The organism is Undibacterium sp. RuTC16W, from assembly GCF_049339445.1.
In the GTDB taxonomy this organism is placed as follows: Bacteria; Pseudomonadota; Gammaproteobacteria; order Burkholderiales; family Burkholderiaceae_D; genus Undibacterium.
The window spans coordinates 174,475-196,297 of sequence record NZ_JBMPPE010000001.1 but is presented as its reverse complement, the minus strand read 5'-3'; the positions used below and the strand labels follow the sequence as shown (position 1 = coordinate 196,297).

33 protein-coding genes and 1 pseudogene are annotated in these 21,823 nt (G+C 46.6%); 33 read left to right on the top strand and 1 reads right to left on the bottom strand.

From position 1 onward, the window contains the following. The first annotated feature begins 89 nt into the window (after positions 1–89). The 33 genes and pseudogenes from tuf (at position 90) to ACO0K4_RS00780 (ending at position 19,217) form a co-directional block, all read left to right on the top strand. Complete coding sequence (gene tuf / locus ACO0K4_RS00940; RefSeq protein WP_422954727.1) at positions 90–1,280, top strand: elongation factor Tu; 1,191 nt, start codon at positions 90–92, stop codon at positions 1,278–1,280. A gap of 175 nt (positions 1,281–1,455) precedes the next feature. After that, positions 1,456–1,770 carry a 30S ribosomal protein S10 gene (gene rpsJ, locus ACO0K4_RS00935; protein WP_262834989.1) on the top strand — a complete coding sequence of 105 codons (315 nt, stop codon included), beginning with the start codon at positions 1,456–1,458 and terminating at the stop codon, positions 1,768–1,770. Between the two features lie 179 nt (positions 1,771–1,949). Beyond that, complete coding sequence (gene rplC, locus ACO0K4_RS00930) at positions 1,950–2,606, top strand: 50S ribosomal protein L3 (RefSeq protein ID WP_422954726.1); 657 nt, start codon at positions 1,950–1,952, stop codon at positions 2,604–2,606. Between the two features lie 3 nt (positions 2,607–2,609). Beyond that, the gene (rplD, locus tag ACO0K4_RS00925) at positions 2,610–3,233 is read left to right on the top strand and encodes a 50S ribosomal protein L4 (RefSeq protein WP_262834991.1); all 624 of its coding nucleotides are present in this window, start codon (positions 2,610–2,612) and stop codon (positions 3,231–3,233) included. Continuing rightward, the gene (gene rplW, locus ACO0K4_RS00920; RefSeq protein ID WP_422954725.1) at positions 3,230–3,544 is read left to right on the top strand and encodes a 50S ribosomal protein L23; all 315 of its coding nucleotides are present in this window, start codon (positions 3,230–3,232) and stop codon (positions 3,542–3,544) included. The genes rplD and rplW overlap by 4 nt, the downstream gene beginning before the upstream one ends. 2 nt (positions 3,545–3,546) lie before the next feature. Then, positions 3,547–4,374, top strand: coding sequence for a 50S ribosomal protein L2 (rplB, locus tag ACO0K4_RS00915; protein WP_422954724.1), 828 nt, complete (start codon positions 3,547–3,549; stop codon positions 4,372–4,374). Between the two features lie 10 nt (positions 4,375–4,384). After that, positions 4,385–4,660: a 30S ribosomal protein S19 gene (rpsS, locus tag ACO0K4_RS00910; RefSeq protein WP_262834994.1), complete on the top strand. Its 276-nt coding sequence runs from the start codon at positions 4,385–4,387 to the stop codon at positions 4,658–4,660. A 5-nt stretch (positions 4,661–4,665) separates the two neighbouring features. Next, a complete protein-coding gene (gene rplV / locus ACO0K4_RS00905; RefSeq protein ID WP_188566867.1) occupies positions 4,666–4,998 on the top strand; it encodes a 50S ribosomal protein L22 in 333 nt (110 codons plus the stop codon). 9 nt (positions 4,999–5,007) lie between these two features. Next, the gene (gene rpsC, locus ACO0K4_RS00900; RefSeq protein ID WP_422954723.1) at positions 5,008–5,847 is read left to right on the top strand and encodes a 30S ribosomal protein S3; all 840 of its coding nucleotides are present in this window, start codon (positions 5,008–5,010) and stop codon (positions 5,845–5,847) included. Positions 5,848–5,849: 2 nt separating this feature from the next. Beyond that, entirely contained in the window at positions 5,850–6,269 is a 420-nt protein-coding gene (rplP, locus tag ACO0K4_RS00895) for a 50S ribosomal protein L16 (protein WP_188566869.1), read from the top strand. Positions 6,270–6,281: 12 nt separating this feature from the next. Beyond that, on the top strand, positions 6,282–6,473 hold the full coding sequence (gene rpmC / locus ACO0K4_RS00890) for a 50S ribosomal protein L29 (RefSeq protein ID WP_186917408.1): 192 nt from the start codon (positions 6,282–6,284) through the stop codon (positions 6,471–6,473). Further along, positions 6,473–6,745 (top strand): 30S ribosomal protein S17, encoded by a 273-nt coding sequence (rpsQ, locus tag ACO0K4_RS00885; RefSeq protein WP_422954722.1) that lies wholly within the window; start codon positions 6,473–6,475, stop codon positions 6,743–6,745. The genes rpmC and rpsQ overlap by 1 nt, the downstream gene beginning before the upstream one ends. Before the next feature lie 242 nt (positions 6,746–6,987). Beyond that, positions 6,988–7,356 carry a 50S ribosomal protein L14 gene (gene rplN / locus ACO0K4_RS00880; protein ID WP_016836029.1) on the top strand — a complete coding sequence of 123 codons (369 nt, stop codon included), beginning with the start codon at positions 6,988–6,990 and terminating at the stop codon, positions 7,354–7,356. 9 nt (positions 7,357–7,365) lie between these two features. Continuing rightward, entirely contained in the window at positions 7,366–7,680 is a 315-nt protein-coding gene (rplX, locus tag ACO0K4_RS00875; RefSeq protein WP_422954721.1) for a 50S ribosomal protein L24, read from the top strand. Positions 7,681–7,684: 4 nt separating this feature from the next. Then, on the top strand, positions 7,685–8,224 hold the full coding sequence (gene rplE, locus ACO0K4_RS00870; protein ID WP_422954720.1) for a 50S ribosomal protein L5: 540 nt from the start codon (positions 7,685–7,687) through the stop codon (positions 8,222–8,224). A 7-nt stretch (positions 8,225–8,231) separates the two neighbouring features. After that, positions 8,232–8,537, top strand: a complete 306-nt coding sequence (gene rpsN, locus ACO0K4_RS00865) for a 30S ribosomal protein S14 (protein WP_153236341.1) — start codon at positions 8,232–8,234, stop codon at positions 8,535–8,537. Positions 8,538–8,551: 14 nt separating this feature from the next. Continuing rightward, positions 8,552–8,947 carry a 30S ribosomal protein S8 gene (rpsH, locus tag ACO0K4_RS00860; RefSeq protein WP_262835001.1) on the top strand — a complete coding sequence of 132 codons (396 nt, stop codon included), beginning with the start codon at positions 8,552–8,554 and terminating at the stop codon, positions 8,945–8,947. Positions 8,948–8,957: 10 nt separating this feature from the next. Beyond that, a complete protein-coding gene (rplF, locus tag ACO0K4_RS00855) occupies positions 8,958–9,491 on the top strand; it encodes a 50S ribosomal protein L6 (protein WP_422954719.1) in 534 nt (177 codons plus the stop codon). A gap of 12 nt (positions 9,492–9,503) precedes the next feature. Then, positions 9,504–9,866 carry a 50S ribosomal protein L18 gene (rplR, locus tag ACO0K4_RS00850; protein ID WP_422954718.1) on the top strand — a complete coding sequence of 121 codons (363 nt, stop codon included), beginning with the start codon at positions 9,504–9,506 and terminating at the stop codon, positions 9,864–9,866. A gap of 12 nt (positions 9,867–9,878) precedes the next feature. Continuing rightward, positions 9,879–10,397 carry a 30S ribosomal protein S5 gene (gene rpsE, locus ACO0K4_RS00845; RefSeq protein WP_262835004.1) on the top strand — a complete coding sequence of 173 codons (519 nt, stop codon included), beginning with the start codon at positions 9,879–9,881 and terminating at the stop codon, positions 10,395–10,397. Positions 10,398–10,407: 10 nt separating this feature from the next. Further along, complete coding sequence (gene rpmD / locus ACO0K4_RS00840; protein ID WP_126771746.1) at positions 10,408–10,587, top strand: 50S ribosomal protein L30; 180 nt, start codon at positions 10,408–10,410, stop codon at positions 10,585–10,587. Positions 10,588–10,615: 28 nt separating this feature from the next. Continuing rightward, on the top strand, positions 10,616–11,047 hold the full coding sequence (gene rplO / locus ACO0K4_RS00835) for a 50S ribosomal protein L15 (protein ID WP_422954717.1): 432 nt from the start codon (positions 10,616–10,618) through the stop codon (positions 11,045–11,047). A gap of 24 nt (positions 11,048–11,071) precedes the next feature. After that, positions 11,072–12,409 carry a preprotein translocase subunit SecY gene (gene secY, locus ACO0K4_RS00830; RefSeq protein WP_422954716.1) on the top strand — a complete coding sequence of 446 codons (1,338 nt, stop codon included), beginning with the start codon at positions 11,072–11,074 and terminating at the stop codon, positions 12,407–12,409. Positions 12,410–12,432: 23 nt separating this feature from the next. Beyond that, the gene (gene infA / locus ACO0K4_RS00825) at positions 12,433–12,651 is read left to right on the top strand and encodes a translation initiation factor IF-1 (RefSeq protein ID WP_014004414.1); all 219 of its coding nucleotides are present in this window, start codon (positions 12,433–12,435) and stop codon (positions 12,649–12,651) included. Positions 12,652–12,678: 27 nt separating this feature from the next. Next, positions 12,679–12,792, top strand: coding sequence for a 50S ribosomal protein L36 (gene rpmJ / locus ACO0K4_RS00820; RefSeq protein ID WP_014004415.1), 114 nt, complete (start codon positions 12,679–12,681; stop codon positions 12,790–12,792). A gap of 26 nt (positions 12,793–12,818) precedes the next feature. After that, on the top strand, positions 12,819–13,184 hold the full coding sequence (gene rpsM / locus ACO0K4_RS00815) for a 30S ribosomal protein S13 (protein WP_262835013.1): 366 nt from the start codon (positions 12,819–12,821) through the stop codon (positions 13,182–13,184). A gap of 28 nt (positions 13,185–13,212) precedes the next feature. Then, complete coding sequence (gene rpsK / locus ACO0K4_RS00810; protein WP_110255932.1) at positions 13,213–13,617, top strand: 30S ribosomal protein S11; 405 nt, start codon at positions 13,213–13,215, stop codon at positions 13,615–13,617. 197 nt (positions 13,618–13,814) lie between these two features. Next, positions 13,815–14,438: a 30S ribosomal protein S4 gene (gene rpsD, locus ACO0K4_RS00805; protein WP_422954715.1), complete on the top strand. Its 624-nt coding sequence runs from the start codon at positions 13,815–13,817 to the stop codon at positions 14,436–14,438. A gap of 106 nt (positions 14,439–14,544) precedes the next feature. Further along, a complete protein-coding gene (locus ACO0K4_RS00800) occupies positions 14,545–15,522 on the top strand; it encodes a DNA-directed RNA polymerase subunit alpha (protein ID WP_262835015.1) in 978 nt (325 codons plus the stop codon). A gap of 163 nt (positions 15,523–15,685) precedes the next feature. Beyond that, on the top strand, positions 15,686–16,081 hold the full coding sequence (gene rplQ, locus ACO0K4_RS00795) for a 50S ribosomal protein L17 (protein WP_262835016.1): 396 nt from the start codon (positions 15,686–15,688) through the stop codon (positions 16,079–16,081). 12 nt (positions 16,082–16,093) lie between these two features. Then, positions 16,094–16,555: pseudogene (cutA, locus tag ACO0K4_RS00790) on the top strand (divalent-cation tolerance protein CutA). Next, the gene (dsbD, locus tag ACO0K4_RS00785; protein WP_422954714.1) at positions 16,552–18,366 is read left to right on the top strand and encodes a protein-disulfide reductase DsbD; all 1,815 of its coding nucleotides are present in this window, start codon (positions 16,552–16,554) and stop codon (positions 18,364–18,366) included. Before cutA ends, dsbD begins: the two are co-directional and overlap by 4 nt. A 212-nt stretch (positions 18,367–18,578) precedes the next feature. Continuing rightward, the gene (locus ACO0K4_RS00780; RefSeq protein WP_422954713.1) at positions 18,579–19,217 is read left to right on the top strand and encodes a peroxiredoxin; all 639 of its coding nucleotides are present in this window, start codon (positions 18,579–18,581) and stop codon (positions 19,215–19,217) included. Positions 19,218–19,384: 167 nt separating this feature from the next. Here ACO0K4_RS00780 and ACO0K4_RS00775 read toward each other — a convergent pair whose 3' ends face one another. Next, positions 19,385–21,820, bottom strand: coding sequence for a two-component system response regulator (locus ACO0K4_RS00775; RefSeq protein WP_422954712.1), 2,436 nt, complete (start codon positions 21,818–21,820; stop codon positions 19,385–19,387). Between the last annotated feature and the right edge of the window lie 3 nt (positions 21,821–21,823).

Below are 21,823 nucleotides of genomic sequence, written 5' to 3'. Positions count from 1 at the left end.
AAGCTGAAACAAGTAAGTATCTGAAAAGCCCGCCTCATGCCGAGGTGGGCACATTATTGATAAATCGTTCTTTTTGAAGGAAGAATAAAATGGCAAAAGGTAAGTTTGAACGCACCAAGCCGCACGTCAACGTAGGCACAATTGGTCACGTTGATCACGGTAAAACCACTCTGACAGCAGCGATTGCGACAGTATTGTCCAAGAAATTCGGCGGCGAAGCCAAAGCATACGACCAGATCGATGCAGCACCAGAAGAAAAAGCGCGCGGTATTACCATCAATACAGCCCACGTAGAATACGAAACAGCCGGTCGTCACTACGCCCACGTTGACTGTCCAGGCCATGCTGATTATGTGAAAAACATGATCACTGGTGCGGCGCAGATGGACGGCGCGATCCTGGTCTGCTCCGCAGCAGACGGCCCAATGCCACAAACTCGCGAACACATCCTGTTGGCACGTCAAGTTGGCGTTCCATACATCATCGTATTCCTGAACAAATGCGACATGGTCGATGACGCTGAATTGCTGGAACTGGTTGAAATGGAAGTTCGTGAATTACTGTCCAAATACGAATTCCCAGGCGACGACCTGCCAATCATCCAAGGTTCCGCAAAGCTCGCCCTCGAAGGCGACAAAGGACCACTGGGCGAAGAAGCCATCATGAAACTGGCAGATGCACTGGACTCCTACATCCCGACACCAGAACGTGCTGTTGACGGCGCCTTTCTGTTGCCAGTAGAAGACGTCTTCTCCATCTCCGGTCGCGGTACAGTCGTCACAGGCCGTATCGAACGCGGTATCGTCAAAGTCGGCGAAGAAATCGAAATCATCGGCATCAAAGACACCGTCAAAACCACCTGTACTGGCGTAGAAATGTTCCGCAAACTGCTCGACCAAGGTCAAGCAGGCGACAACGTCGGTGTGTTGTTGCGCGGCACTAAGCGTGAAGACATCCAGCGTGGTCAAGTGTTGGCAAAACCAGGTTCCATCAAGCCACACAGCCACTTCACGGGTGAAATCTACGTCTTGTCCAAAGACGAAGGTGGTCGTCACACACCATTCTTCAACAACTATCGTCCACAATTCTACTTCCGTACAACGGACGTTACTGGCTCGATCGAGTTGCCGAAAGACAAAGAAATGGTCATGCCAGGCGACAACGTCTCCATCACAGTGAAGCTGATCAACCCGATCGCGATGGAAGAAGGTCTCCGTTTCGCGATTCGTGAAGGTGGTCGTACTGTTGGTGCTGGTGTCGTTGCTAAAATTATTGAGTAATTAACTTATCGAGCAAATCGCCTAAATTAGGTGATTTGTTTGTTGGTTTACTTTAATTTTGTAGTACACTAGTCGGCTGTCATACTTTTTGGTATGGCAGCCGATTTTTTAGTATTCGTTCTTTTTTAAAATGCCGTCCCAAGTCAGGCGTCGGCCCGTTCTTTATAGGATTGTTATGTCTACAAATCAAAAAATCCGTATCCGCTTGAAAGCGTTTGATTACAAGTTGATCGACCAGTCTGCACTGGAAATCGTTGAAACAGCTAAGCGCACTGGTGCGGTCGTTAAGGGTCCGGTTCCTCTGCCAACACGTATTCAGCGTTTTGACGTTCTGCGTTCCCCGCATGTGAATAAAACTTCTCGTGATCAATTCGAAATTCGTACTCATCAGCGTCTGATGGATATTGTTGATCCAACAGATAAAACTGTTGATGCGCTGATGAAGTTGGATTTGCCAGCTGGTGTGGATGTTGAAATCAAATTGCAATAAATTTTTCTGAAAATGCCACATACCACAATTTTTGGTATTTTCAAATAATTAGTCTTGTGAAATAAAATTTTGCAAGCTATAATCGAAGGCTTAGATGTGGGTCGGCTTATGCTGGCCTATTCGTTTAAGTTTTTTAAACAGTCAGCCCCACCCAATCGTAGGTGGGAATGGAGAAAACAATGAGCTTGGGCCTTGTTGGTCGCAAGGTTGGTATGATGCGTATCTTTACTGATGATGGTGATTCAATTCCAGTCACAGTTTTAGATGTGTCTAACAACCGCGTGACACAAATCAAAACTCCTGACACAGACGGTTATTCCGCTGTTCAGGTAACTTTCGGTCAGCGCCGTGCATCCCGTGTAACAAAAGCGGCTGCAGGTCACCTCGCAAAAGCAGGTGTTGAAGCTGGTACTGTCTTAAAAGAATTCCGTGTCGATGCTGCTAAAGCTGCTGAACTCAAGGCGGGTGATGTTGTGCCTGTTGGATTGTTCGAAGCTGGTCAGAAAGTAGACGTGCAGGGTGTGACGATTGGTAAAGGCTATGCCGGTACTATCAAGCGCCATCACTTCTCTTCTGGCCGTGCAACTCATGGTAACTCTCGTTCACATAACGTGCCGGGCTCTATCGGTATGGCGCAGGATCCGGGTCGTGTTTTCCCTGGTAAACGCATGACCGGTCACTTGGGTGATGTGAATCGTACTGTGCAAAATCTGGAAATCGCTCGCATTGATGCTGAGCGTCAGTTGTTGCTGGTGAAGGGTGCTGTGCCTGGTGCGAAAAATGGTCAGGTGATTGTATCTCCTGCTATTAAAGTTAAAGCAAAGAAGGGGGCTTAATCTATGGAACTGAAGCTCCTAAACGAACAAGGTCAAGCTGCATCTAATGTTGCTGCTCCTGATACTATTTTCGGCCGTGATTACAACGAAGCTTTGATTCATCAAGTGGTTGTTGCTTTTCAAGCGAATGCTCGTAGTGGCAATCGCAAGCAAAAAGATCGCGAAGAAGTTCATCACACAACCAAGAAGCCTTGGCGTCAAAAAGGTACTGGTCGTGCTCGTGCTGGTATGTCTTCTTCCCCGCTGTGGCGCGGAGGTGGTCGTATATTCCCGAATTCACCTGATGAGAATTTCTCTCACAAAGTTAACAAGAAAATGTATCGTGCAGGTATTTGCTCGATTCTGTCTCAGTTGGCTCGTGAAGGTCGTTTGAATGTTGTTGATACTCTGGCTGTCGATGCTCCAAAGACAAAATTATTGTCCGATAAATTGAAGGCGATGGGTTGCTTGGATTCGGTCTTGATTATTACTGAAGAATTCAATGAAAACCTGATGTTGGCTGCTCGCAATCTGGTAAATGTTTTGGTCGTTGAGCCACGCTACGCTGATCCGGTTTCTTTGGTGTTCTACAAGAAAGTGTTGATCACTAAGCCTGCATTGGCAAAGATTGAGGAGATGCTGGCATGAACGCATTAGTTAAGCATAGCGAAGAGCGCCTGATGAAGGTGTTGCTGGCTCCTGTGATTTCTGAGAAGGCAACTATGGTTGCTGAAAAGAATGAGCAAGTGGTATTCCTGGTTACTCCGGACGCTACTAAGCCAGAAATTAAAGCCGCCGTGGAATTGCTGTTCAAGGTTCAAGTTGAATCTGTTCAAGTTGCAAATCGCCAAGGTAAACAAAAACGTACCGGTAGATTTAATGGCCGTCGCAATCATACAAAACGCGCTTTTGTATGCTTGAAGCCGGGTCAGGAAATCAACTTCACTGAGGGGGCATAAGCATGGCACTCGTTAAGATGAAGCCAACCTCACCAGGTCGTCGCGGTATGGTGAAAGTGGTAACTGAAGGCCTGTATAAAGGTCGTCCGTTTGCTGCTCTGTTGGAAAAGAAATCAAAAACTGCTGGCCGTAATAATAACGGTCATATCACTACCCGTCATATCGGTGGTGGTCATAAGCAGCATTATCGTCTGGTGGACTTTAAGCGTACTAAAGACGGTATTCCTGCAAAAGTTGAGCGTATTGAATACGATCCTAACCGCACTGCGCACATTGCTTTGTTGTGCTACGCAGATGGTGAGCGTCAATACATCATCGCAACTAAAGGTATGGCTGTTGGTGATCAAGTAATGAACGGCTCGCAAGCGTCGATCAAATCTGGTAACTGCTTGCCTATTCGCAACATTCCAGTTGGCACTACGATGCATTGCGTCGAAATGTTACCAGGTAAAGGTGCGCAGATTGCGCGTACAGCCGGCGCTGGTGTTGTGTTGATGGCTCGTGATGGCACTTATGCACAAGTTCGTTTGCGTTCCGGTGAGGTTCGCCGCATTCACATTGAGTGCCGTGCAACGATCGGTGAAGTCGGTAACGGCGAGCACAATCTGCGTAAGATTGGTAAAGCTGGTGCGATGCGTTGGCGTGGTGTTCGTCCTACCGTTCGCGGTGTGGTAATGAATCCGGTCGATCACCCGCACGGTGGTGGTGAAGGTAAAACTGCAGCCGGCCGTCATCCAGTATCGCCATGGGGTCAACAGACCAAGGGTAAGAAGACACGTCGCAACAAGCGTACTACTTCGATGATCGTCTCACGCCGTGGTAAGAAATAAGGGATAACACATGACACGTTCAGCGAAAAAAGGGCCGTTTTGCGACGCCCACTTGGTGAAAAAAGTCGAAACTGCGCAAGCAACTAAAGACAAAAAGCCAATTAAGACATGGTCACGCCGTTCGACAATTATGCCGGACTTTATTGGCCTGACGATCGCGGTACATAATGGCAAGCAACATGTGCCAGTATATGTATCCGAAAACATGGTTGGTCACAAACTTGGCGAATTCGCGTTGACTCGTACGTTCAAGGGTCACGCCGCCGATAAAAAGGCTAAGAGATAGGTGCAATGATGGAAACTAAAGCAATTCTGCGCGGTGTGCGTCTGTCTGAGCAAAAAGGTCGCCTGGTGGCTGATCTGATTCGCGGTAAAAAAGTAGATCAAGCATTGAATATCTTGGCCTTCAGCCCGAAAAAAGGCGCAACAATCATCAAGAAAGTCTTGGAGTCTGCGATTGCAAACGCTGAGCACAATGATGGCGCCGACATCGATGAGTTGAAAGTGAAGACTATCTATGTTGAAAAAGGTGCGATCCTGAAGCGCTTCACAGCGCGCGCTAAGGGTCGTGGTGATCGTATCTCTAAACAATCCTGTCACATTTACGTGACTGTCGGTAATTAAGGAGTCACGATGGGACAGAAGATACATCCAACCGGTTTTCGTCTTGCGGTAACACGTAACTGGTCATCACGCTGGTATGCAGGCAATGGTAACTTTGCCTCTATGCTTGGTGAAGATCTGAAAGTACGTGCATACCTGAAGAAAAAACTGAAAAACGCATCTGTAGGTCGTATCACTATTGAGCGTCCGGCAAAAAACGCCCGTATTACTATTTATAGCTCCCGTCCGGGTGTTGTAATCGGTAAAAAAGGTGAAGACATTGAAGTGTTGAAGGCTGACTTGGCGAAGCTGATGGGCGTGCCTGTGCATGTCAATATCGAAGAAATTCGCAAGCCAGAAATCGATGCGCAATTGATCGCTGATTCTATTGCTCAGCAACTCGAAAAACGTATTATGTTCCGTCGCGCAATGAAGCGTGCGATGCAAAATGCAATGCGTCTGGGTGCTAAGGGTATTAAGATCATGTCTGGCGGTCGTTTGAATGGTATTGAGATCGCACGTAAAGAATGGTATCGCGAAGGCCGTGTGCCTCTGCATACATTGCGTGCCGATATCGATTACGGCTTCGGCGAAGCATCGACAACTTACGGCATTATTGGCGTTAAGGTCTGGGTTTACAAAGGTGATCGTTTAGCTAACGGCGACGCACCTGTGATTGAATCCACTCCAGAAGACGACAAAAAACGTCGCGGTCCGCGTCGTGATGATGGCAAACCAAATAGCCGTCCTCGCACTAAGCGCCCAGAGGGACAAAACACACCCGGTACAGCAGTCGCTCCAGCAGCCAAACGTGCTCGCACTAAGGCGGATGGCGTAGCAGCAGCACCGGCTGAGAAAGCAGGAGAATAATCATGCTGCAACCAGCACGCAGAAAGTATCGTAAAGAGCAAAAAGGCCGTAATAAGGGTATTTCACATACCCGCGGCACAGCTGTTTCTTTTGGTGAATTTGGTCTGAAGGCGGTTGGCCGTGGTCGTATTACTGCGCGTCAAATCGAAGCGGCACGTCGTGCTATGACTCGTCATATCAAACGTGGTGGCCGTATCTGGATTCGTATTTTCCCAGATAAGCCAATCTCCCAAAAGCCAGCGGAAGTTCGTATGGGTAATGGTAAAGGTAATCCTGAATACTACGTTGCTGAGATTCAACCAGGCAAAATGTTGTATGAGATGGATGGCGTTGATGAAGCGCTGGCACGCGAAGCGTTCCGCTTGGCTGCAGCTAAACTGCCGTTATTGACTACGTTCGTCGTGCGTCAAGTCGGCCAATAATAGGAGTTGTAAATGAAAGTATCTGAACTCCAAGGTAAGGATCAGGCGGCTTTGACGAAAGAACTGAACGAATTGTTGAAGGCTCAATTTAGCCTGCGCATGCAGATTGCTACGCAGCAGCTGAATAATACTTCCCAATTGAAGAAGGTTCGTCGCGACATCGCACGCGTAAAAACTGTCATGAATCAGAAGGATGCCAAATAATGAACGATCAAGTTAAAGTGGCATTGAAGCGCACATTGATTGGCAAGGTTGTTTCTGACAAGATGGACAAGACCGTAACAGTGGTCGTTGAACGTCACGTCAAGCATCCTTTGTATGGTAAAATCATCGTCCGTACTAACAAGTACCATGCACACGATGAAGCAAACCAAGCAAAGGCTGGCGACACTGTTGAGATTCAAGAAGGTCGTCCAATCTCCAAGACTAAAGCTTGGACAGTGACACGTGTGGTTCAAGTTGCTCAAGTTTTATAAAGTTATTGCACAAATCGTTTTTTGATGTAATAATAGTTGGCTGTCATTTGCAAATCATTGCAAATGACAGCCTAAATGCCTTTCGCAACATTAAATGTGTTGTGAAAGTAATTAAAAATTCGTCCACCTAATCAGTTGGCTCGTGCATTGTTTGTTGTGTATTGGGTTGGCTGGCGGGACCAAGACTGACTACAGATTTGCATCGTGCGGATTATGTGGATTAAGTTGGGAAAGAGAACATTATGATTCAAACAGAAAGCCGGCTGGAAGTGGCTGATAACACTGGTGCGCGTGAAGTATTGTGCATTAAAGTGTTGGGCGGCTCTAAGCGTCGTTATGCGGGTATCGGTGATGTAATTAAGGTCACTGTGAAATCTGCTGCTCCTCGCGGTCGTGTAAAAAAAGGTGAGATTTACAATGCAGTTGTAGTTCGTACTGCTAAAGGTGTTCGTCGTCAAGATGGCTCTTTGGTAAAGTTCGACAGCAATGCTGCAGTTTTGTTAAATGCAAAGCTTGAGCCTATCGGAACTCGTATTTTCGGCCCAGTAACACGCGAATTGCGTACTGAGCGCTTCATGAAAATCGTTTCGCTTGCTCCAGAAGTGCTGTAAGGGAACGTCATGAGCAAAATTCGTAAAAACGACGAAGTCATCGTCTTGACGGGTAAAGACAAAGGTAAGCGTGGTCAAGTTCAGCAATGTGTTGGAGCTGATTACGTTGTTGTCGCAGGTGTTAATGTTGCAAAAAAAGCGACTAAGCCTAACCCAATGACTGGCGCAGTTGGTGGCATCGTTGATAAATTGATGCCGATTCATGTTTCCAATGTTGCGTTGTTTAACGCTGCATCTGGTAAAGCAGACCGTGTAGGCTTAAAGGTTGTGGATGGTAAGAAAGTCCGTACCTATAAGTCGACTGGCGAAGTTGTGAAGGCATAACATCATGGCCCGTCTACAAGCATTTTATAAAGAAAAAGTTGTTGCTGATTTGACAGAGAAATTCTCTTACAAATCTTCAATGGAAGTGCCTCGTATCTTGAAAATTACCCTGAACATGGGTTTGTCAGAAGCAGTTGCTGACAAAAAGATCATTGAGCACGCTGTTGGCGATTTGACGAAAATTGCTGGTCAAAAGCCTGTTGTCACTAAAGCGCGTAAAGCGATTGCTGGCTTCAAAATTCGTGAAGGTTATCCAATTGGTTGTATGGTAACTTTGCGTGGCGCTCAAATGTATGAATTCCTGGATCGTTTCATCACCGTGGCACTGCCGCGTGTGCGTGACTTCCGTGGTGTGTCTGGTCGTGCGTTTGATGGTCGTGGTAACTACAATATCGGCGTCAAGGAACAGATTATTTTCCCTGAAATCGAGTACGACAAGATTGACGCGCTGCGTGGTATGAATATTAGTATCACGACGACAGCAAAGACCGACGAAGAAGCGAAAGCCCTTCTCGCCGCATTTAAATTCCCGTTCAGAAACTGAGGTCGCCATGGCAAAATTGGCACTGATTAATCGTGAGCAAAAGCGTGCAGATCTGGTGAAGAAATTCGCTGGCAAACGCGCCGAATTGAAGGCCATCATTGATGACCAGTCAAAATCTGAGGAAGAGCGTTATGAAGCTCGCCTCAAATTGCAGGCATTGCCACGTAATTCCAATCCGACTCGTCAGCGCAATCGCTGCGCTTTGACAGGTCGTCCACGTGGAACATTCCGTAAATTCGGTTTGGGCCGTATTAAACTCCGTGAAGTCGCCATGCGTGGTGAAGTTCCGGGTATGACTAAAGCCAGCTGGTAATAGGAGAATATGCAATGAGTATGAGCGATCCTATCGCCGATATGCTGACCCGCATCCGTAATGCGCAAGTTGTTCAAAAGACTGCTGTTGCGATGCCATCTTCTAAAGTAAAGATTGCAATTGCAAACGTGCTTAAAGATGAAGGTTACATTGAGGATTTCGCAGTTGTTGAAGCTGCAGGTAAATCCGAATTGAAAATCGGTTTGAAATATTATGCAGGACGTCCTGTTATTGAGCGCTTGGAACGTGTTTCACGTCCTGGTCTTCGTATTTACAAAGGTAAAGACGAAATCCCAAGTGTGATGAACGGTTTGGGAGTGGCGATTGTTTCCACACCAAAAGGCGTCATGACTGACCGCAAAGCACGCGCAACCGGTGTCGGTGGCGAAGTTATTTGCTACGTCGCCTAAGGAGTGCAAGATGTCACGAGTAGGTAAAATGCCAATCGCTTTGCCAGCAGGTGCAGAAGTTAAGATCTCGGCAGAAGCGATTTCAGTAAAAGGCCCAATGGGCGCGATGACTCAAGGCTTAAATGGCTTGGTCGCAATAGCGAACGATAACGGCACTTTGAGTTTTTCACCAGCCAATGATGGTCGTGAAGCCAATGCAATGACAGGCACATTACGTGCTCTGGTCAATAACATGGTTAACGGCGTTACTAAAGGCTTCGAAAGAAAACTCACTTTGGTTGGCGTTGGTTATAAAGCGCAAGCACAAGGCGACAAATTAAATTTGTCCTTGGGTTTTTCACATCCAGTTGTGCACCAAATGCCGGAAGGCGTAACGTGCGCTACACCAACACCTACTGAGATCCTGATTAAAGGGATCAACAAGCAGCAAGTAGGTCAGGTGGCAGCTGAAGTCCGTGCATACCGCAGCCCAGAGCCTTATAAAGGCAAGGGTGTCCGCTACGCGGACGAAGTGGTTGTGATTAAAGAAACCAAGAAGAAGTAATAGGGGTTGACGATGGACAAGAAACAATCACGTCTGCGCCGCGCGACTCAAACCCGTGCCAAGATCGCAGAACTCAAGGTGAACCGCCTGGCGGTGCACCGTACAAATCTGCATATCTACGCAAACATCATTGGCCCAGATGCCAAAGTGTTAGCGTCGGCTTCTACCCTCGAGGCAGAAGTTCGTGCAGAGTTGGCAGCAGCGTCTGGCAATGGTGGCAATGCAGCCGCAGCAACTTTGATCGGCAAGCGCGTTGCAGAGAAAGCATTGAAAGCAGGGGTTACCGAAGTCGCGTTTGATCGCTCCGGTTTCCGTTACCACGGCCGCATCAAGGCGTTGGCAGAAGCCGCGCGTGAAGCTGGTCTGAAGTTCTAAGGAAAATTCGTCATGGCAAAAATGCAAGCGAAAACGGCAGCCGACAAGCCAGATGATGGCATGCGCGAAAAAATGATCGCGATCAACCGTGTAACCAAAGTGGTTAAAGGTGGTCGTATCATGGGTTTCGCAGCACTGACAGTCGTTGGTGACGGTGATGGCCGCATCGGTATGGGTAAGGGGAAATCGAAAGAAGTTCCTGTAGCCGTACAAAAAGCAATGGAAGAAGCGCGTCGCAAGATGATCAAGGTGACTTTAAATAATGGTACTTTGCAGCATGCCGTTACGGGTCGTCATGGTGCATCCAAAGTGATGATTATGCCAGCTAAAGAAGGCACTGGCGTTATTGCGGGCGGACCAATGCGCGCTATTTTCGAAGTATTGGGTGTAGTTAATGTCGTTGCGAAATCTAACGGCTCTACTAATCCATACAATATGGTTCGTGCAACTTTGGATGGTTTGTCCAAAATGAGTACACCATCGGAAATCGCTGCGAAACGTGGTAAGTCCGTTGAAGAAATTCTGGGCTAAGGTGAGCGAAATGACAAAGACAGTAAAAGTAACTTTGGTCAAAGGTTTGATCGGGACTCGTGAGTCTCATCGCGCTACAGTCCGTGGGTTGGGTTTGCGTCGTGTGAATTCAGTTTCTGAATTGCAAGACACTCCATCCGTACGTGGCATGATCAATAAAGTCTCGTATCTTGTGAAGGTTGTATCGTAAACCGTCAGGTTTGCGATCGGAGCAAATTATGGAATTAAATACAATCCAGCCAGCAGATGGCGCAAAACACTACAAACGTCGTGTTGGTCGCGGTATCGGTTCTGGTTTAGGTAAGACAGCAGGCCGTGGTCACAAAGGTCAAAAGTCTCGTTCAGGCGGTTTTCATAAAGTCGGTTTTGAAGGCGGTCAAATGCCTTTACAACGTCGTTTGCCTAAGCGTGGTTTTAAATCCTTGGCAACGCCATACAAAGCAGAAGTTCGTTTGACAGATCTGGAAAATTTACCAGTGACTGAAATCGATATTCTGGCCTTAAAACAAGCTGGTGTCGTGTCTGAATTGGCTCGCGTTGTTCGCGTGATCCTGGCAGGTACAATCACTAAAAAAGTAACTTTGAACGGTTTGATCGCCTCAAAAGGCGCTAAAGCTGCAATCGAAGCTGCTGGCGGCTCAGTCGCGTAATCAGTGCTGACACTGGAGCAATAATTGGCAACATCTCCACAACAAGCTAAAAGTGCCGCCAGTGGTTTTCCTTGGGGAAGACTGTGGTTTTTACTGGGGGCATTAGTTGTATATAGGATAGGTGCGCACATACCGGTTCCAGGCATTGATCCTAATGCATTGGCTGACTTATTTAAGCAAAACCAAGGTGGTATTTTGGGGATGTTTAATATGTTCTCCGGCGGTGCGTTGTCACGATTCGCTGTGCTTGCACTAGGAATCACGCCGTATATTTCTGCATCGATTATCATGCAGTTAATGTCAATAGTCTCGCCCCAATTGGAAGCCTTGAAAAAAGAAGGTGAGTCCGGTCGTCGCAAGATTACTCAATATACGCGCTACGGTACCTTGTTGCTCGCAACTTTGCAGGCTTATTTCATTGCCTTCGGTCTTGAAGCTCAGCCGGGATTGGTGATTGACCCTGGTGTGGCATTTCGCTTCACTACGACAGTTACTTTGGTTACCGGCACCATGTTTTTAATGTGGTTGGGTGAGCAGATTACGGAGCGTGGCTTAGGTAATGGCATTTCGATCATTATTTTTGCTGGTATTGCAGCAGGTTTGCCAAACGGTTTGGCTAGCTTGTTTGAACTGGTTCGTACCGGTTCTATGAATGCTTTCTCTGCATTATTGATTTGCTTAATTGCTGCTGCAGTAACTTTCTTTGTAGTATTCGTAGAGCGTGGTCAGCGTAAAATTCTGGTCAATTATGCGAAGCGTCAGGTAGGAAATAAAGTATACGGTGGGCAAAGTAGTCATTTGCCGTTGAAACTGAATATGGCGGGTGTAATCCCTCCGATTTTTGCTTCTTCTATCATTTTGTTTCCTGCGACGATTACAAGTTGGTTCACCAAAGGTATGGAGTCTTCAGATAGCGGTTTTATTCGCTTTTTAAAGGATCTTTCCGCATCGATGGCTCCCGGCGAACCGATTCATGCTTTGTTATACGCCGTTGCAATTATTTTCTTCTGTTTTTTCTACACTGCTTTAGTTTTTAATAGCAAAGAGACTGCAGATAACTTGAAAAAGAGCGGTGCATTTGTACCAGGTATTCGCCCAGGCGATCAAACAGCGCGTTATATCGATAAGATTTTGATGCGTTTGACTTTAGCTGGAGCGTTTTACATTACCTTGGTCTGTTTGTTGCCAGAGTTTTTGGTGGCACACTGGAAGGTTCCATTTTATTTCGGCGGTACATCATTATTGATTATCGTAGTAGTGACGATGGACTTCATGGCACAAGTGCAGAACTATGTGATGTCACAGCAATACGAATCGCTTCTTCGTAAAGCAAATTTCAAGGGTGGCATACCTTCAAGGTAGCACTCAGAGGAACAGCAGACCGAATGGCAAAAGACGACGTTATACAGATGCAGGGTGAGATTCTTGAGAATCTTCCAAATGCAACATTTCGAGTTAAGTTGGAAAACGGGCATATTGTACTAGGCCATATCTCTGGAAAAATGCGCATGAATTATATTCGCATTCTCCCTGGTGATAAGGTGACAGTGGAATTGACGCCTTATGATTTGAGCCGGGCGCGAATAGTGTTCCGTACTAAGTAACCAAGTAAAGAAGGAAGAGGGCAAAAAATGAAAGTTCTCGCATCAGTTAAGCGGATTTGCCGCAATTGCAAGATCATCAAGCGCAAAGGTGTAGTTCGTGTAATTTGCACAGAACCACGCCATAAACAGCGTCAAGGTTAATTCAGGTTATTGACGAGGAATAACGAATGGCACGTATCGCAGGGGTTAATATCCCAAATCATCAGCATACCGTAATCGGCTTAACAGCTATCTATGGTATTGGCCGCCCACGCGCAGAAGACATCTGCGCCGCTACCGGTGTTTTAACTAATAAAAAAGTTAAAGATCTGGACGACAACGAACTGGAAAAACTCCGTGACGAGATTGCAAAATTCGTCGTAGAGGGTGACTTGCGTCGTGAACTCTCGATGAACATCAAGCGTTTGATGGACTTAGGTTGCTACCGCGGCCTGCGTCATCGTAAGGGCTTGCCTTGCCGTGGTCAACGTACACGTACGAATGCTCGTACACGTAAGGGCCCACGTAAAGCAGCGCAATCTTTGAAGAAATAATCTAGGTAACTAGATTCAAGGAAATATTATGGCAAAAGCACAAAATAACGCAGCAGCAGCCCGCGCTCGTAAAAAAGTTAAAAAGAACGTAGCCGAGGGTATTGCCCACGTACACGCTTCGTTTAACAATACCATCATTACGATCACTGATCGTCAAGGCAATGCGCTGTCATGGGCAACTGCTGGTGGTGCGGGTTTCAAAGGCTCACGTAAATCTACACCGTTTGCAGCGCAGGTTGCAGCGGAAGCAGCTGGTAAAGTTGCTGTAGAATGCGGCATCAAAAACTTGGAAGTTCGTATCAAAGGCCCAGGCCCAGGTCGCGAATCTTCAGTGCGTGCGTTAAACAATCTGGGCATTAAAATTTCCCTGATTCAAGACGTCACACCAGTTCCGCACAACGGCTGCCGCCCTCCAAAGCGTCGTCGCATCTAAGCAGATTTATTTTCTGCTGGCATTCTTATGGAATCTCCGTTAGAATGCGGACCCGCCATTTCGTTGGCGGGTTTTGTGTTGTGGAAGTTTTACAATTGACAAAGACATCGTCTTTGTTGTTAAGACCACCGTCTGGTTGCAGGCAGATCAGACTAGCGTAGTGTAGAAAACATTACGTCATTTACAAGGAAAATATCGTGGCACGTTATATCGGACCAAAAGCAAAATTATCCCGTCGCGAAGGCACGGATCTGTTTCTGAAGAGCGCACGTCGTTCATTAGACTCAAAATGCAAACTCGACGCAAAACCAGGTCAGCATGGTCGCACTTCCGGTGCTCGTACCTCTGATTTCGGTAACCAATTGCGCGAAAAGCAAAAAGTTAAACGCATGTACGGCGTTTTGGAGCGTCAATTCCGTCGTTACTTCGCTGAAGCTGATCGTCAAAAAGGCAACACAGGCGAAACACTGTTGAAATTGCTGGAATCCCGTCTGGACAACGTTGCTTATCGTATGGGCTTTGGTTCCACACGCGCTGAAGCACGTCAGTTGGTAAGCCACAAAGCATTCACAGTCAATAATATCGTAGTAAATATCGCTTCCTATCAAGTTAAGGCTGGTGATGTTGTTGCTGTTCGTGAGAAATCGAAAAAGCAAGTACGTATTGTTGAAGCCCTGTCTTTGGCAGAGCAAACTGGTATGCCTTCCTGGGTATCTGTAGACCCAAAGAAAATGGAAGGTACTTTCAAGTCCATGCCAGATCGTAGCGATATCGCTCACGATGTCAACGAATCTCTGATCGTTGAATTGTACTCACGTTAATATTCAAGTTTCACCGCCTGCCTATTTTTCGATAGGCAGGCTTTTTTCTTTAATGCCATCAGCCTTATCGACGTAACGAGTCGAGGGTATTGAAAAGGACATTGTTATGCAAAACAATTTGTTGAAGCCACGTATTATCGACGTGGAAATGTTGGGTGCTGGTCACGCTAAAGTTGTGATGGAGCCATTTGAACGTGGCTATGGCCATACATTAGGTAACGCTTTACGCCGTGTATTGTTGTCTTCTATGGTTGGTTACGCGCCGACAGAAGTTACTATCGCCGGTATCGTTCATGAATACTCATCTTTAGATGGTGTTCAAGAAGACGTTGTGGATATTTTGTTGAACTTGAAAGGCATCGTTTTCAAGTTGCATAACCGTGATGAAGTCACGCTGACATTAAAGAAAGATGGCGAAGGCGCAGTACTGGCCTCTGATATCGATTTGCCGCATGATGTAGAACTCATTAATCCAGATCACGTTATTGCCAATCTGACAGCCGGCGGTAAGCTGGATATGCAGATTAAGGTTGAAAAAGGCCGCGGCTATGTGCCGGGTAACGTTCGTCGTTTGTCAGAAGATGCGAACAAAACGATTGGCCGTATGATACTGGATGCGTCATTCTCGCCAGTACGCCGCGTATCTTACTCTGTAGAATCTGCACGTGTAGAGCAGCGTACAGATCTGGATAAACTGGTCATCAATATCGAAACCAATGGTGTTATTACGCCAGAAGAAGCGATTCGCCAGTCCGCCCGCGTTTTAGTTGATCAATTGAATGTCTTCGCTGCTCTGGAAGGTACAGAAGCCGCTGCTGAGGCGCCTTCACGCGCACCGGCAGTCGATCCAGTTCTGTTGCGTCCAGTCGATGATTTGGAATTGACAGTACGTTCAGCTAATTGCCTGAAAGCAGAAAACATTTACTACATTGGTGATCTGATCCAACGTAGCGAGAATGAATTGTTGAAGACACCAAATCTGGGTCGCAAATCTTTGAACGAGATCAAAGAAGTTCTGGCTTCCCGTGGCTTGTCTCTTGGTATGAAATTGGAAAACTGGCCACCAGCTGGCCTGGAAAAGTAATTTATGGTCACGCCTGAGTAGCAAATTTACTCAGGCTGTTTAATAAATTTGTAGTAGCAAGTAGTATCGGTTGTATTAGTAGTCTCAAGCAATTACCGGCCCGCGCTGTAAAACTCAGTGATAGAAGAGCTGGAATTATTTTAAAAATCTGAAAGGAAATATCATGCGTCATCGTCACGGCTTACGTAAGCTGAATCGTACTTCTTCCCACCGTCTGGCAATGCTGCGCAACATGACAGTATCGTTGCTGCGCCACGAAGCTATTAAAACAACTTTGCCAAAAGCAAAAGAACTGCGCCGTGTTATCGAGCCAATTCTGACTTTGGGTAAAACAGACACATTGGCTAACAAGCGTTTGGCTTTCTCCCGTTTGCGTGATCGCGAAATGGTCTTGAAACTGTTCGCTGAACTCGGTCCACGTTACGCAAATCGTAACGGCGGTTATCTGCGTATTTTGAAAATGGGTTTCCGTGTTGGTGACAATGCACCTATGGCCTACGTAGAACTGTTAGATCGCCCAGAAGTTACTGATGTTGACGCAGCGCCAACAGCAGAGTAATTTGTTGCTCGTATGAAGCGTCAAAAAAAGCCAGGCATTGCCTGGCTTTTTTACATTCGGACCATTCGGATGGATCATAAGGCGACGGGCATGATCAGTCAGACCTTGTTAGAATCATGGAATATTTATGTCCAAGATGAGTCAGCAAATATGGATAAAGTCTTGCTCGTTACGACTAATGTGTCGGATGAAGCCACCGCTCAGGCGATTATTCACTCAGCTCTGGAAAATAAATTGGCTGCTTGCGTGAACGTACTGCCAGCAATCAGGTCTTTCTCTCATTGGAATGAAGTACTTTCGCTTGCAACATAAATTGCCTTGCTGATCAAAACAAGCGAAGCAAAATATACGGTTTTACAAACTCTTATCCAGAACATTCATCCTTACGAAATACCAGAAATTATCGGCACTCCCATCACGCAAGGCTTACCGGCTTATCGGCAATGGGTTCTCCATGAAACAGGATCTGCATGAAAACTTTTACAACGTATTCCCAAGCTCGCTTTTCAAACTGGTTGTCTAAGTTCCATATCAGATGGACCGCTTTCCTCACTCTGTTCATTGTGCTAGCAACGACAATTACCTCAATCAAGGCAGAGGATTTTTTAGACCCAGAGGTCGCATTCAAAGTCAGCGCCAAAATGAGTGAGCCCGGCGTAGCTGAAGTCAGTTTTCACATTGCTGATGGCTACTATTTGTATCGCGAACGTTTGAAGTTTGTTTCGACGGATAGCAAATTAGGTGAGCCAGTGCTGCCTAAAGGCAAAGTGAAGTTTGATGAAACCTTTCAAAAAGAGGTCGAGACTTATCGTCACGAGATCGTCGTGAAGGTTCCAGTGCAAGCTTCAGGTAACTTTAATTTGAAAGTGACCAGTCAGGGGTGTGCTGATCAGGGACTATGTTATCCGCCGCAAGACGCGGTATTTACACTTGCCATTACCGATGCACCGGCTAAGGCGAATACCGACGTCACCAAACCAGTCTCTGATGGTGCCAATAGTCAGGGTCAGACCTTAGCTACTGAGATTGGCAGCATCAGCGCTGCGTTGAAGAGTGGTAAGTTAATCGTCATTTTGCCTTTATTTTTCTTACTAGGACTGGGTTTGTCGTTCACACCTTGTGTGCTGCCTATGGTCCCTATTTTGTCGTTCATTATCGTTGGTGAAGGCACCTCTGTCCGTCGTAGTCGTGGGTTTCTATTGTCTATGATGTACGCGCTTGGTATGGCGCTTGTTTACACCGCTCTTGGCGTTGCTGCCGGACTCCTGGGTGAGGGGTTGGCGGCAACATTACAAAATCCTTGGGTGCTCGGTGCGTTTGCCTTGCTCATGGTGATTTTGTCTCTTGCCATGTTTGGTGTGTATCAGTTGCAGGTGCCTGCCGCGTTGCAAACAAAACTGACGGTTGCATCTGAAGGTCAGCGTAACGGCAAGTTAATCGGCGTCTTTTTAATGGGGGCAATGTCGGCACTCATTGTCGGTCCCTGTGTGGCGGCGCCACTGGCCGGTGCCTTGGTCTACATCAGTCAGACCCGCGATGTGATCGTTGGTGGTTCTGCCTTATTTGCGATGGCAATGGGAATGAGCGTTCCTTTGTTATTAGTTGGTTTATCTGCGGGCAGTCTGTTGCCGCGCGCGGGTGCCTGGATGGAAAGCATCAAGCGGTTCTTTGGCGTGTTAATGCTCGCGATGGCAATCTGGATGGTGTCCCCGGTGATACCCGTCTGGTCACAAATGCTAGCTTGGTCTGTGTTGCTGATCAGCTACGCGATCTATCTGCTGTTTTTGCACAAAGGGAATTTGTATTCAAAAGGATTCGCCATTATTTTTGCCTTGGCTGGTGCGGCTCAGTTAGCCGGCGTTCTCACCGGTGGGCGCGATGTTTTTGCACCTTTAGCACATCTGACGGGCGGGCAAAAACATGGTGTTAGCTTTACGCGAGTCCGGTCGATTGCAGAACTAGACGCCGCTATCGCACAATCTAAAGGTAAAACAGCAGTGCTCGACTTCTACGCTGACTGGTGTGTGTCATGTAAAGAAATGGAAAAACTCACCTTCACTGACGACAAAGTTAAAGCGCAGATGGAACAAATGTTGTTATTACAGGTTGATGTGACGGCCAATAATGCCGACGATAAAGCACTCTTAAAACGTTTTAATTTATTCGGTCCACCAGGAATTATTTTCTTCAATAAGCGCGGCGAAGAAATAGTTGCTGGCCGTGTTATTGGTTATCAAAATGCAGAGAAATTTTTGACATCGCTAGGTGCAGTGAATGTCGAGTAGTGAGTGGAAGTGTATGTTGAATACTCATCTTGCTCAGCAACGGCGACGAACATACAATTGAATCGCATTACGCCACGGCATGACCCCACTGTCCGGTATTTTTTAGAGAAGCATATACCGGACAAGATATAAGCAATCAACTTCTCTATCCTTGAATCTATTGAGGTTGCGCTCTATAGTTTTTATCTCAAACTTTTTGATTGGAGAAAAACATGACTCTGCGTTTAGGTGATATCGCTCCTGATTTTGAACAGGATTCTTCGATAGGTAAATTGAATTTCCATGCTTGGGCGGGCGACTCATGGGTTGTTTTATTTTCCCATCCTGCTGACTTTACTCCGGTCTGCACAACTGAGTTAGGTTTGACCGCAAAGTTAAAGCCAGAGTTTGATCAGCGCAATGTCAAAGCCATTGCTTTGTCCGTCGATGGTGCGGAATCACATCTGCAATGGATCAAAGATATTGAAGATACGCAAAAAACCATCGTCGGTTTTCCCATCATTGCTGATGCAGATAAAAAAGTCGCCGCACTGTATGACATGATTCACCCGAATCAGTCGGAGACCGTTACCGTACGTTCTTTGTTCATCATCGATCCAAAGAAAAAAGTACGCCTGATCATTACTTATCCACTGACTACCGGACGTAATTTCGATGAAGTCTTGCGCGTCATTGATGCACTTCAACTGACTGATGGTTACTCGGTGGCGACACCTGGTAACTGGCGCGATGGTGATGATGTGATTATTCCTTTATCGATCAAAGATGAAGACGTGATCAAGCAAAAATATCCAAAAGGCTATACCGCACCTCGTCCTTATTTACGTATTACTCCACAGCCGAATAAATAGTTGTGCATGTCATAGTGCAATCTCAATATCGGTTAATGACGTGGAATGTGAGTTGGCCGGTAGTGGTGTAGAAAATTAGTTATAGAAAAAAGATAAAAACCAAGATAAAACGCCCCTTTCGTCTGGGGCGTTTTATCTTGGTCTCCAACGCAACTAAGTTCATTGAATCATCGCTGAAAATGGTCCCTCATCGCCGACAATCTCAGCCACTCGGAAGAAAAATAATTAGCCTCCTGAGGACGCCCAAAAAAATATCCCTGCACTGCGGGACAGTTTAACTCGTGCAACAGGCTAGCTTGTTCCGGTGTTTCTATTCCTTCTGCTGTGACATTGAGCTCCAGGCTGTTCGCTATTTGCATGATCGCATTCACCATACCAAGATCACGTGATGTGCCCGGTAAATTGACGATAAACGAACGATCAATTTTGACTCGGGTAATCGGTAAATGTTTAAGCAATGCAAGTGACGAATAACCTGTACCAAAATCATCAATCGCAACAGTAATACCCAAATCCCTGATGGCGGAAACGATTTTACGGCTCTTATGAAAATCCTGGATCACTGATTCGGTGACTTCAACTTCCAATTGCTCGCCGCGAAGTCTATGCATCTGAAGGACGTGTCCGAGATGATGGACGAAATGTTCCTCATTGAACTGTCGAAGGGACACATTGACTGCCATGAATAAATTAGTATGCCCTGCTAGCTCCCACTCTTTAAGTTGCGCTAATGCTGTATCCAGCACCCAGTAACCAAGACGTTCAATCAAGCCATTTTCTTCCGCAATACTGATGAAGGTATCGGGACCGATCAACCCCAGTGTCGGATGATTCCAGCGTACCAGTGCTTCAAATCCGATTAGGCGGTTTTGCGGCAAATTGATCACTGGTTGATAATGAAGAATGAACTCATTTTTTTCGAGTGCGACATGTAGATTTTGTTCTATATTCAGACGTGCTCTGACGCGCTCTATCAGATTGCTGGTATAGGTGCAGAATTGTCCTTTGCCTAGACGCTTAGCCTCATACATAGCACTGTCTGAAGCGCTTAAAAGTTGCGTCATATTAGTACCATCATCGGGATAAATAGAGATACCGATACTTACTCCGATGGTCAATTCCTGATCGTCGATTTTGATTGGTTTTTGTGATAAAACATTGAGCAGTTTTTCGGCAATTAAAAAAGCCTCGCTAATTTCGTGCAGCTCGGGTGCAACCACGACAAACTCATCGCCACCCAAACGGATTGCCTCATCATGACGACGTATGTGCTGACTAATACGTTTTGCAACTTCCTGTATAACGCGATCTCCGATATTGTGACCCATGGTGTCGTTGATTGATTTAAAGCCGTCGAGGTCAAGAAACAGAATCGCAATTTTTTTGCCGTTAAAATGAGCCCGCTCTAATTCGATATTTAATCTTTGCTCCAGCAGGTAGCGATTACCTAAACCTGTCAATGGATCGTGATAGGCAAGGTGAGCGAGTTTGAGTTCCACATCGCGGATGGCACTGATGTCTGAAATTATGTGCACAAACTGCTGTACGTCACCAGCTTCATCCTTGACCGCACAGATATGTTGCAAGGTCGGAAAGATACGCCCGTCCCGGCAGCGGCAAGCTACTTCGCAATACACATAGCCATCAGTCGATTCTGCGATGGATTGGTAGGTGAGATCACCTTCCCGGCGAACCAGTAAAAAATCGTCAGGATGGCGATTGATGACCTCGTCGGAGGTGTACTGTGTCAGTTTGGTAAAGGCTGGGTTGGCAGAGACGATCCGATAGCTATCGTTTAATATCAGAATGCCCTCAGCCGTTGAGCTGAATACGACACTGGCTTGCCGCAGCCGCTCCTCCATTTGCTTGCGTGTTGTGATGTCGCGTAACGCACCGATAACTTGTTTGCTTCCGTTCTTTCCCCGGCGTAATTTGCCGTGCATCTCCAGCCAGGCAAATTCGCCAGAATCCCTGCGTGCCCTGAAGATACTGCTGAAGTAGCCATCCTGATGCAATAGCTGATCAAGCTTATCTCTATCTTCCGGGTGGATACGATCGAGCATTGCCGCCATACCTGCAGAAAAGCGGCTCAAGTTGCTGCCCCAAATAGACTGGAAGCGCGCGTCACCCTGCACATGATCTAGTAAAGATTCCCACTCCCAGGTGCCAAGTTCGGCTGCCTCAATCGCGATGGAGAGGCGCTCTTCTGATTTGACCAGCGCCTGCTCCGTATCGCAACGTGACCGCGCGACCTGAATAACTGCCGCCAGTTCTTTCGTTTCATAAGGTTTCAGTAAATAGCCAAAGGGCTTACTGGCTGCTGCACGTAAAATGGTTTTTTCATCGGCAAATGCAGTCAGATAAATAACCGGTAATTTCCAGCGCAGATAAATATGATTGCAGGCGTCAATGCCATCTTCCTGACCTTCAAGGTTGATATCCATCAAGATCAGTGTCGGGCTATATTTTTCCACTGCATTGATTGCTGCCTTCATATTCGACTGAATGCCGCACACATGATGTCCCATTTCCTCCAGAGTTTGGCGCAGATCCAGTGCCACGACGGGTTCATCTTCAACTATGAGTATCGTTTCTGCATACATCTG

Coding starts and splice junctions, on each gene's coding strand:
- rplP (WP_188566869.1), top strand. CDS start 5,850: ATGCTGCAACCAGCACGCAGAAAGTATCGTAAAGAGCAAAAAGGCCGT.
- rpsC (WP_422954723.1), top strand. CDS start 5,008: ATGGGACAGAAGATACATCCAACCGGTTTTCGTCTTGCGGTAACACGT.
- rpmD (WP_126771746.1), top strand. CDS start 10,408: ATGACAAAGACAGTAAAAGTAACTTTGGTCAAAGGTTTGATCGGGACT.
- tuf (WP_422954727.1), top strand. CDS start 90: ATGGCAAAAGGTAAGTTTGAACGCACCAAGCCGCACGTCAACGTAGGC.
- rpmC (WP_186917408.1), top strand. CDS start 6,282: ATGAAAGTATCTGAACTCCAAGGTAAGGATCAGGCGGCTTTGACGAAA.
- rplO (WP_422954717.1), top strand. CDS start 10,616: ATGGAATTAAATACAATCCAGCCAGCAGATGGCGCAAAACACTACAAA.
- rplX (WP_422954721.1), top strand. CDS start 7,366: ATGAGCAAAATTCGTAAAAACGACGAAGTCATCGTCTTGACGGGTAAA.
- rplN (WP_016836029.1), top strand. CDS start 6,988: ATGATTCAAACAGAAAGCCGGCTGGAAGTGGCTGATAACACTGGTGCG.
- rpsJ (WP_262834989.1), top strand. CDS start 1,456: ATGTCTACAAATCAAAAAATCCGTATCCGCTTGAAAGCGTTTGATTAC.
- rpsQ (WP_422954722.1), top strand. CDS start 6,473: ATGAACGATCAAGTTAAAGTGGCATTGAAGCGCACATTGATTGGCAAG.
- rplE (WP_422954720.1), top strand. CDS start 7,685: ATGGCCCGTCTACAAGCATTTTATAAAGAAAAAGTTGTTGCTGATTTG.
- rpsE (WP_262835004.1), top strand. CDS start 9,879: ATGGCAAAAATGCAAGCGAAAACGGCAGCCGACAAGCCAGATGATGGC.
- rplQ (WP_262835016.1), top strand. CDS start 15,686: ATGCGTCATCGTCACGGCTTACGTAAGCTGAATCGTACTTCTTCCCAC.
- rplB (WP_422954724.1), top strand. CDS start 3,547: ATGGCACTCGTTAAGATGAAGCCAACCTCACCAGGTCGTCGCGGTATG.
- rpmJ (WP_014004415.1), top strand. CDS start 12,679: ATGAAAGTTCTCGCATCAGTTAAGCGGATTTGCCGCAATTGCAAGATC.
- infA (WP_014004414.1), top strand. CDS start 12,433: ATGGCAAAAGACGACGTTATACAGATGCAGGGTGAGATTCTTGAGAAT.
- ACO0K4_RS00800 (WP_262835015.1), top strand. CDS start 14,545: ATGCAAAACAATTTGTTGAAGCCACGTATTATCGACGTGGAAATGTTG.
- rplD (WP_262834991.1), top strand. CDS start 2,610: ATGGAACTGAAGCTCCTAAACGAACAAGGTCAAGCTGCATCTAATGTT.
- rpsK (WP_110255932.1), top strand. CDS start 13,213: ATGGCAAAAGCACAAAATAACGCAGCAGCAGCCCGCGCTCGTAAAAAA.
- rplF (WP_422954719.1), top strand. CDS start 8,958: ATGTCACGAGTAGGTAAAATGCCAATCGCTTTGCCAGCAGGTGCAGAA.
- rpsS (WP_262834994.1), top strand. CDS start 4,385: ATGACACGTTCAGCGAAAAAAGGGCCGTTTTGCGACGCCCACTTGGTG.
- rplW (WP_422954725.1), top strand. CDS start 3,230: ATGAACGCATTAGTTAAGCATAGCGAAGAGCGCCTGATGAAGGTGTTG.
- rpsN (WP_153236341.1), top strand. CDS start 8,232: ATGGCAAAATTGGCACTGATTAATCGTGAGCAAAAGCGTGCAGATCTG.
- rplC (WP_422954726.1), top strand. CDS start 1,950: ATGAGCTTGGGCCTTGTTGGTCGCAAGGTTGGTATGATGCGTATCTTT.
- ACO0K4_RS00775 (WP_422954712.1), bottom strand. CDS start 21,820: ATGTATGCAGAAACGATACTCATAGTTGAAGATGAACCCGTCGTGGCA.
- ACO0K4_RS00780 (WP_422954713.1), top strand. CDS start 18,579: ATGACTCTGCGTTTAGGTGATATCGCTCCTGATTTTGAACAGGATTCT.
- dsbD (WP_422954714.1), top strand. CDS start 16,552: ATGAAAACTTTTACAACGTATTCCCAAGCTCGCTTTTCAAACTGGTTG.
- rpsM (WP_262835013.1), top strand. CDS start 12,819: ATGGCACGTATCGCAGGGGTTAATATCCCAAATCATCAGCATACCGTA.
- rplV (WP_188566867.1), top strand. CDS start 4,666: ATGATGGAAACTAAAGCAATTCTGCGCGGTGTGCGTCTGTCTGAGCAA.
- rplR (WP_422954718.1), top strand. CDS start 9,504: ATGGACAAGAAACAATCACGTCTGCGCCGCGCGACTCAAACCCGTGCC.
- rpsH (WP_262835001.1), top strand. CDS start 8,552: ATGAGTATGAGCGATCCTATCGCCGATATGCTGACCCGCATCCGTAAT.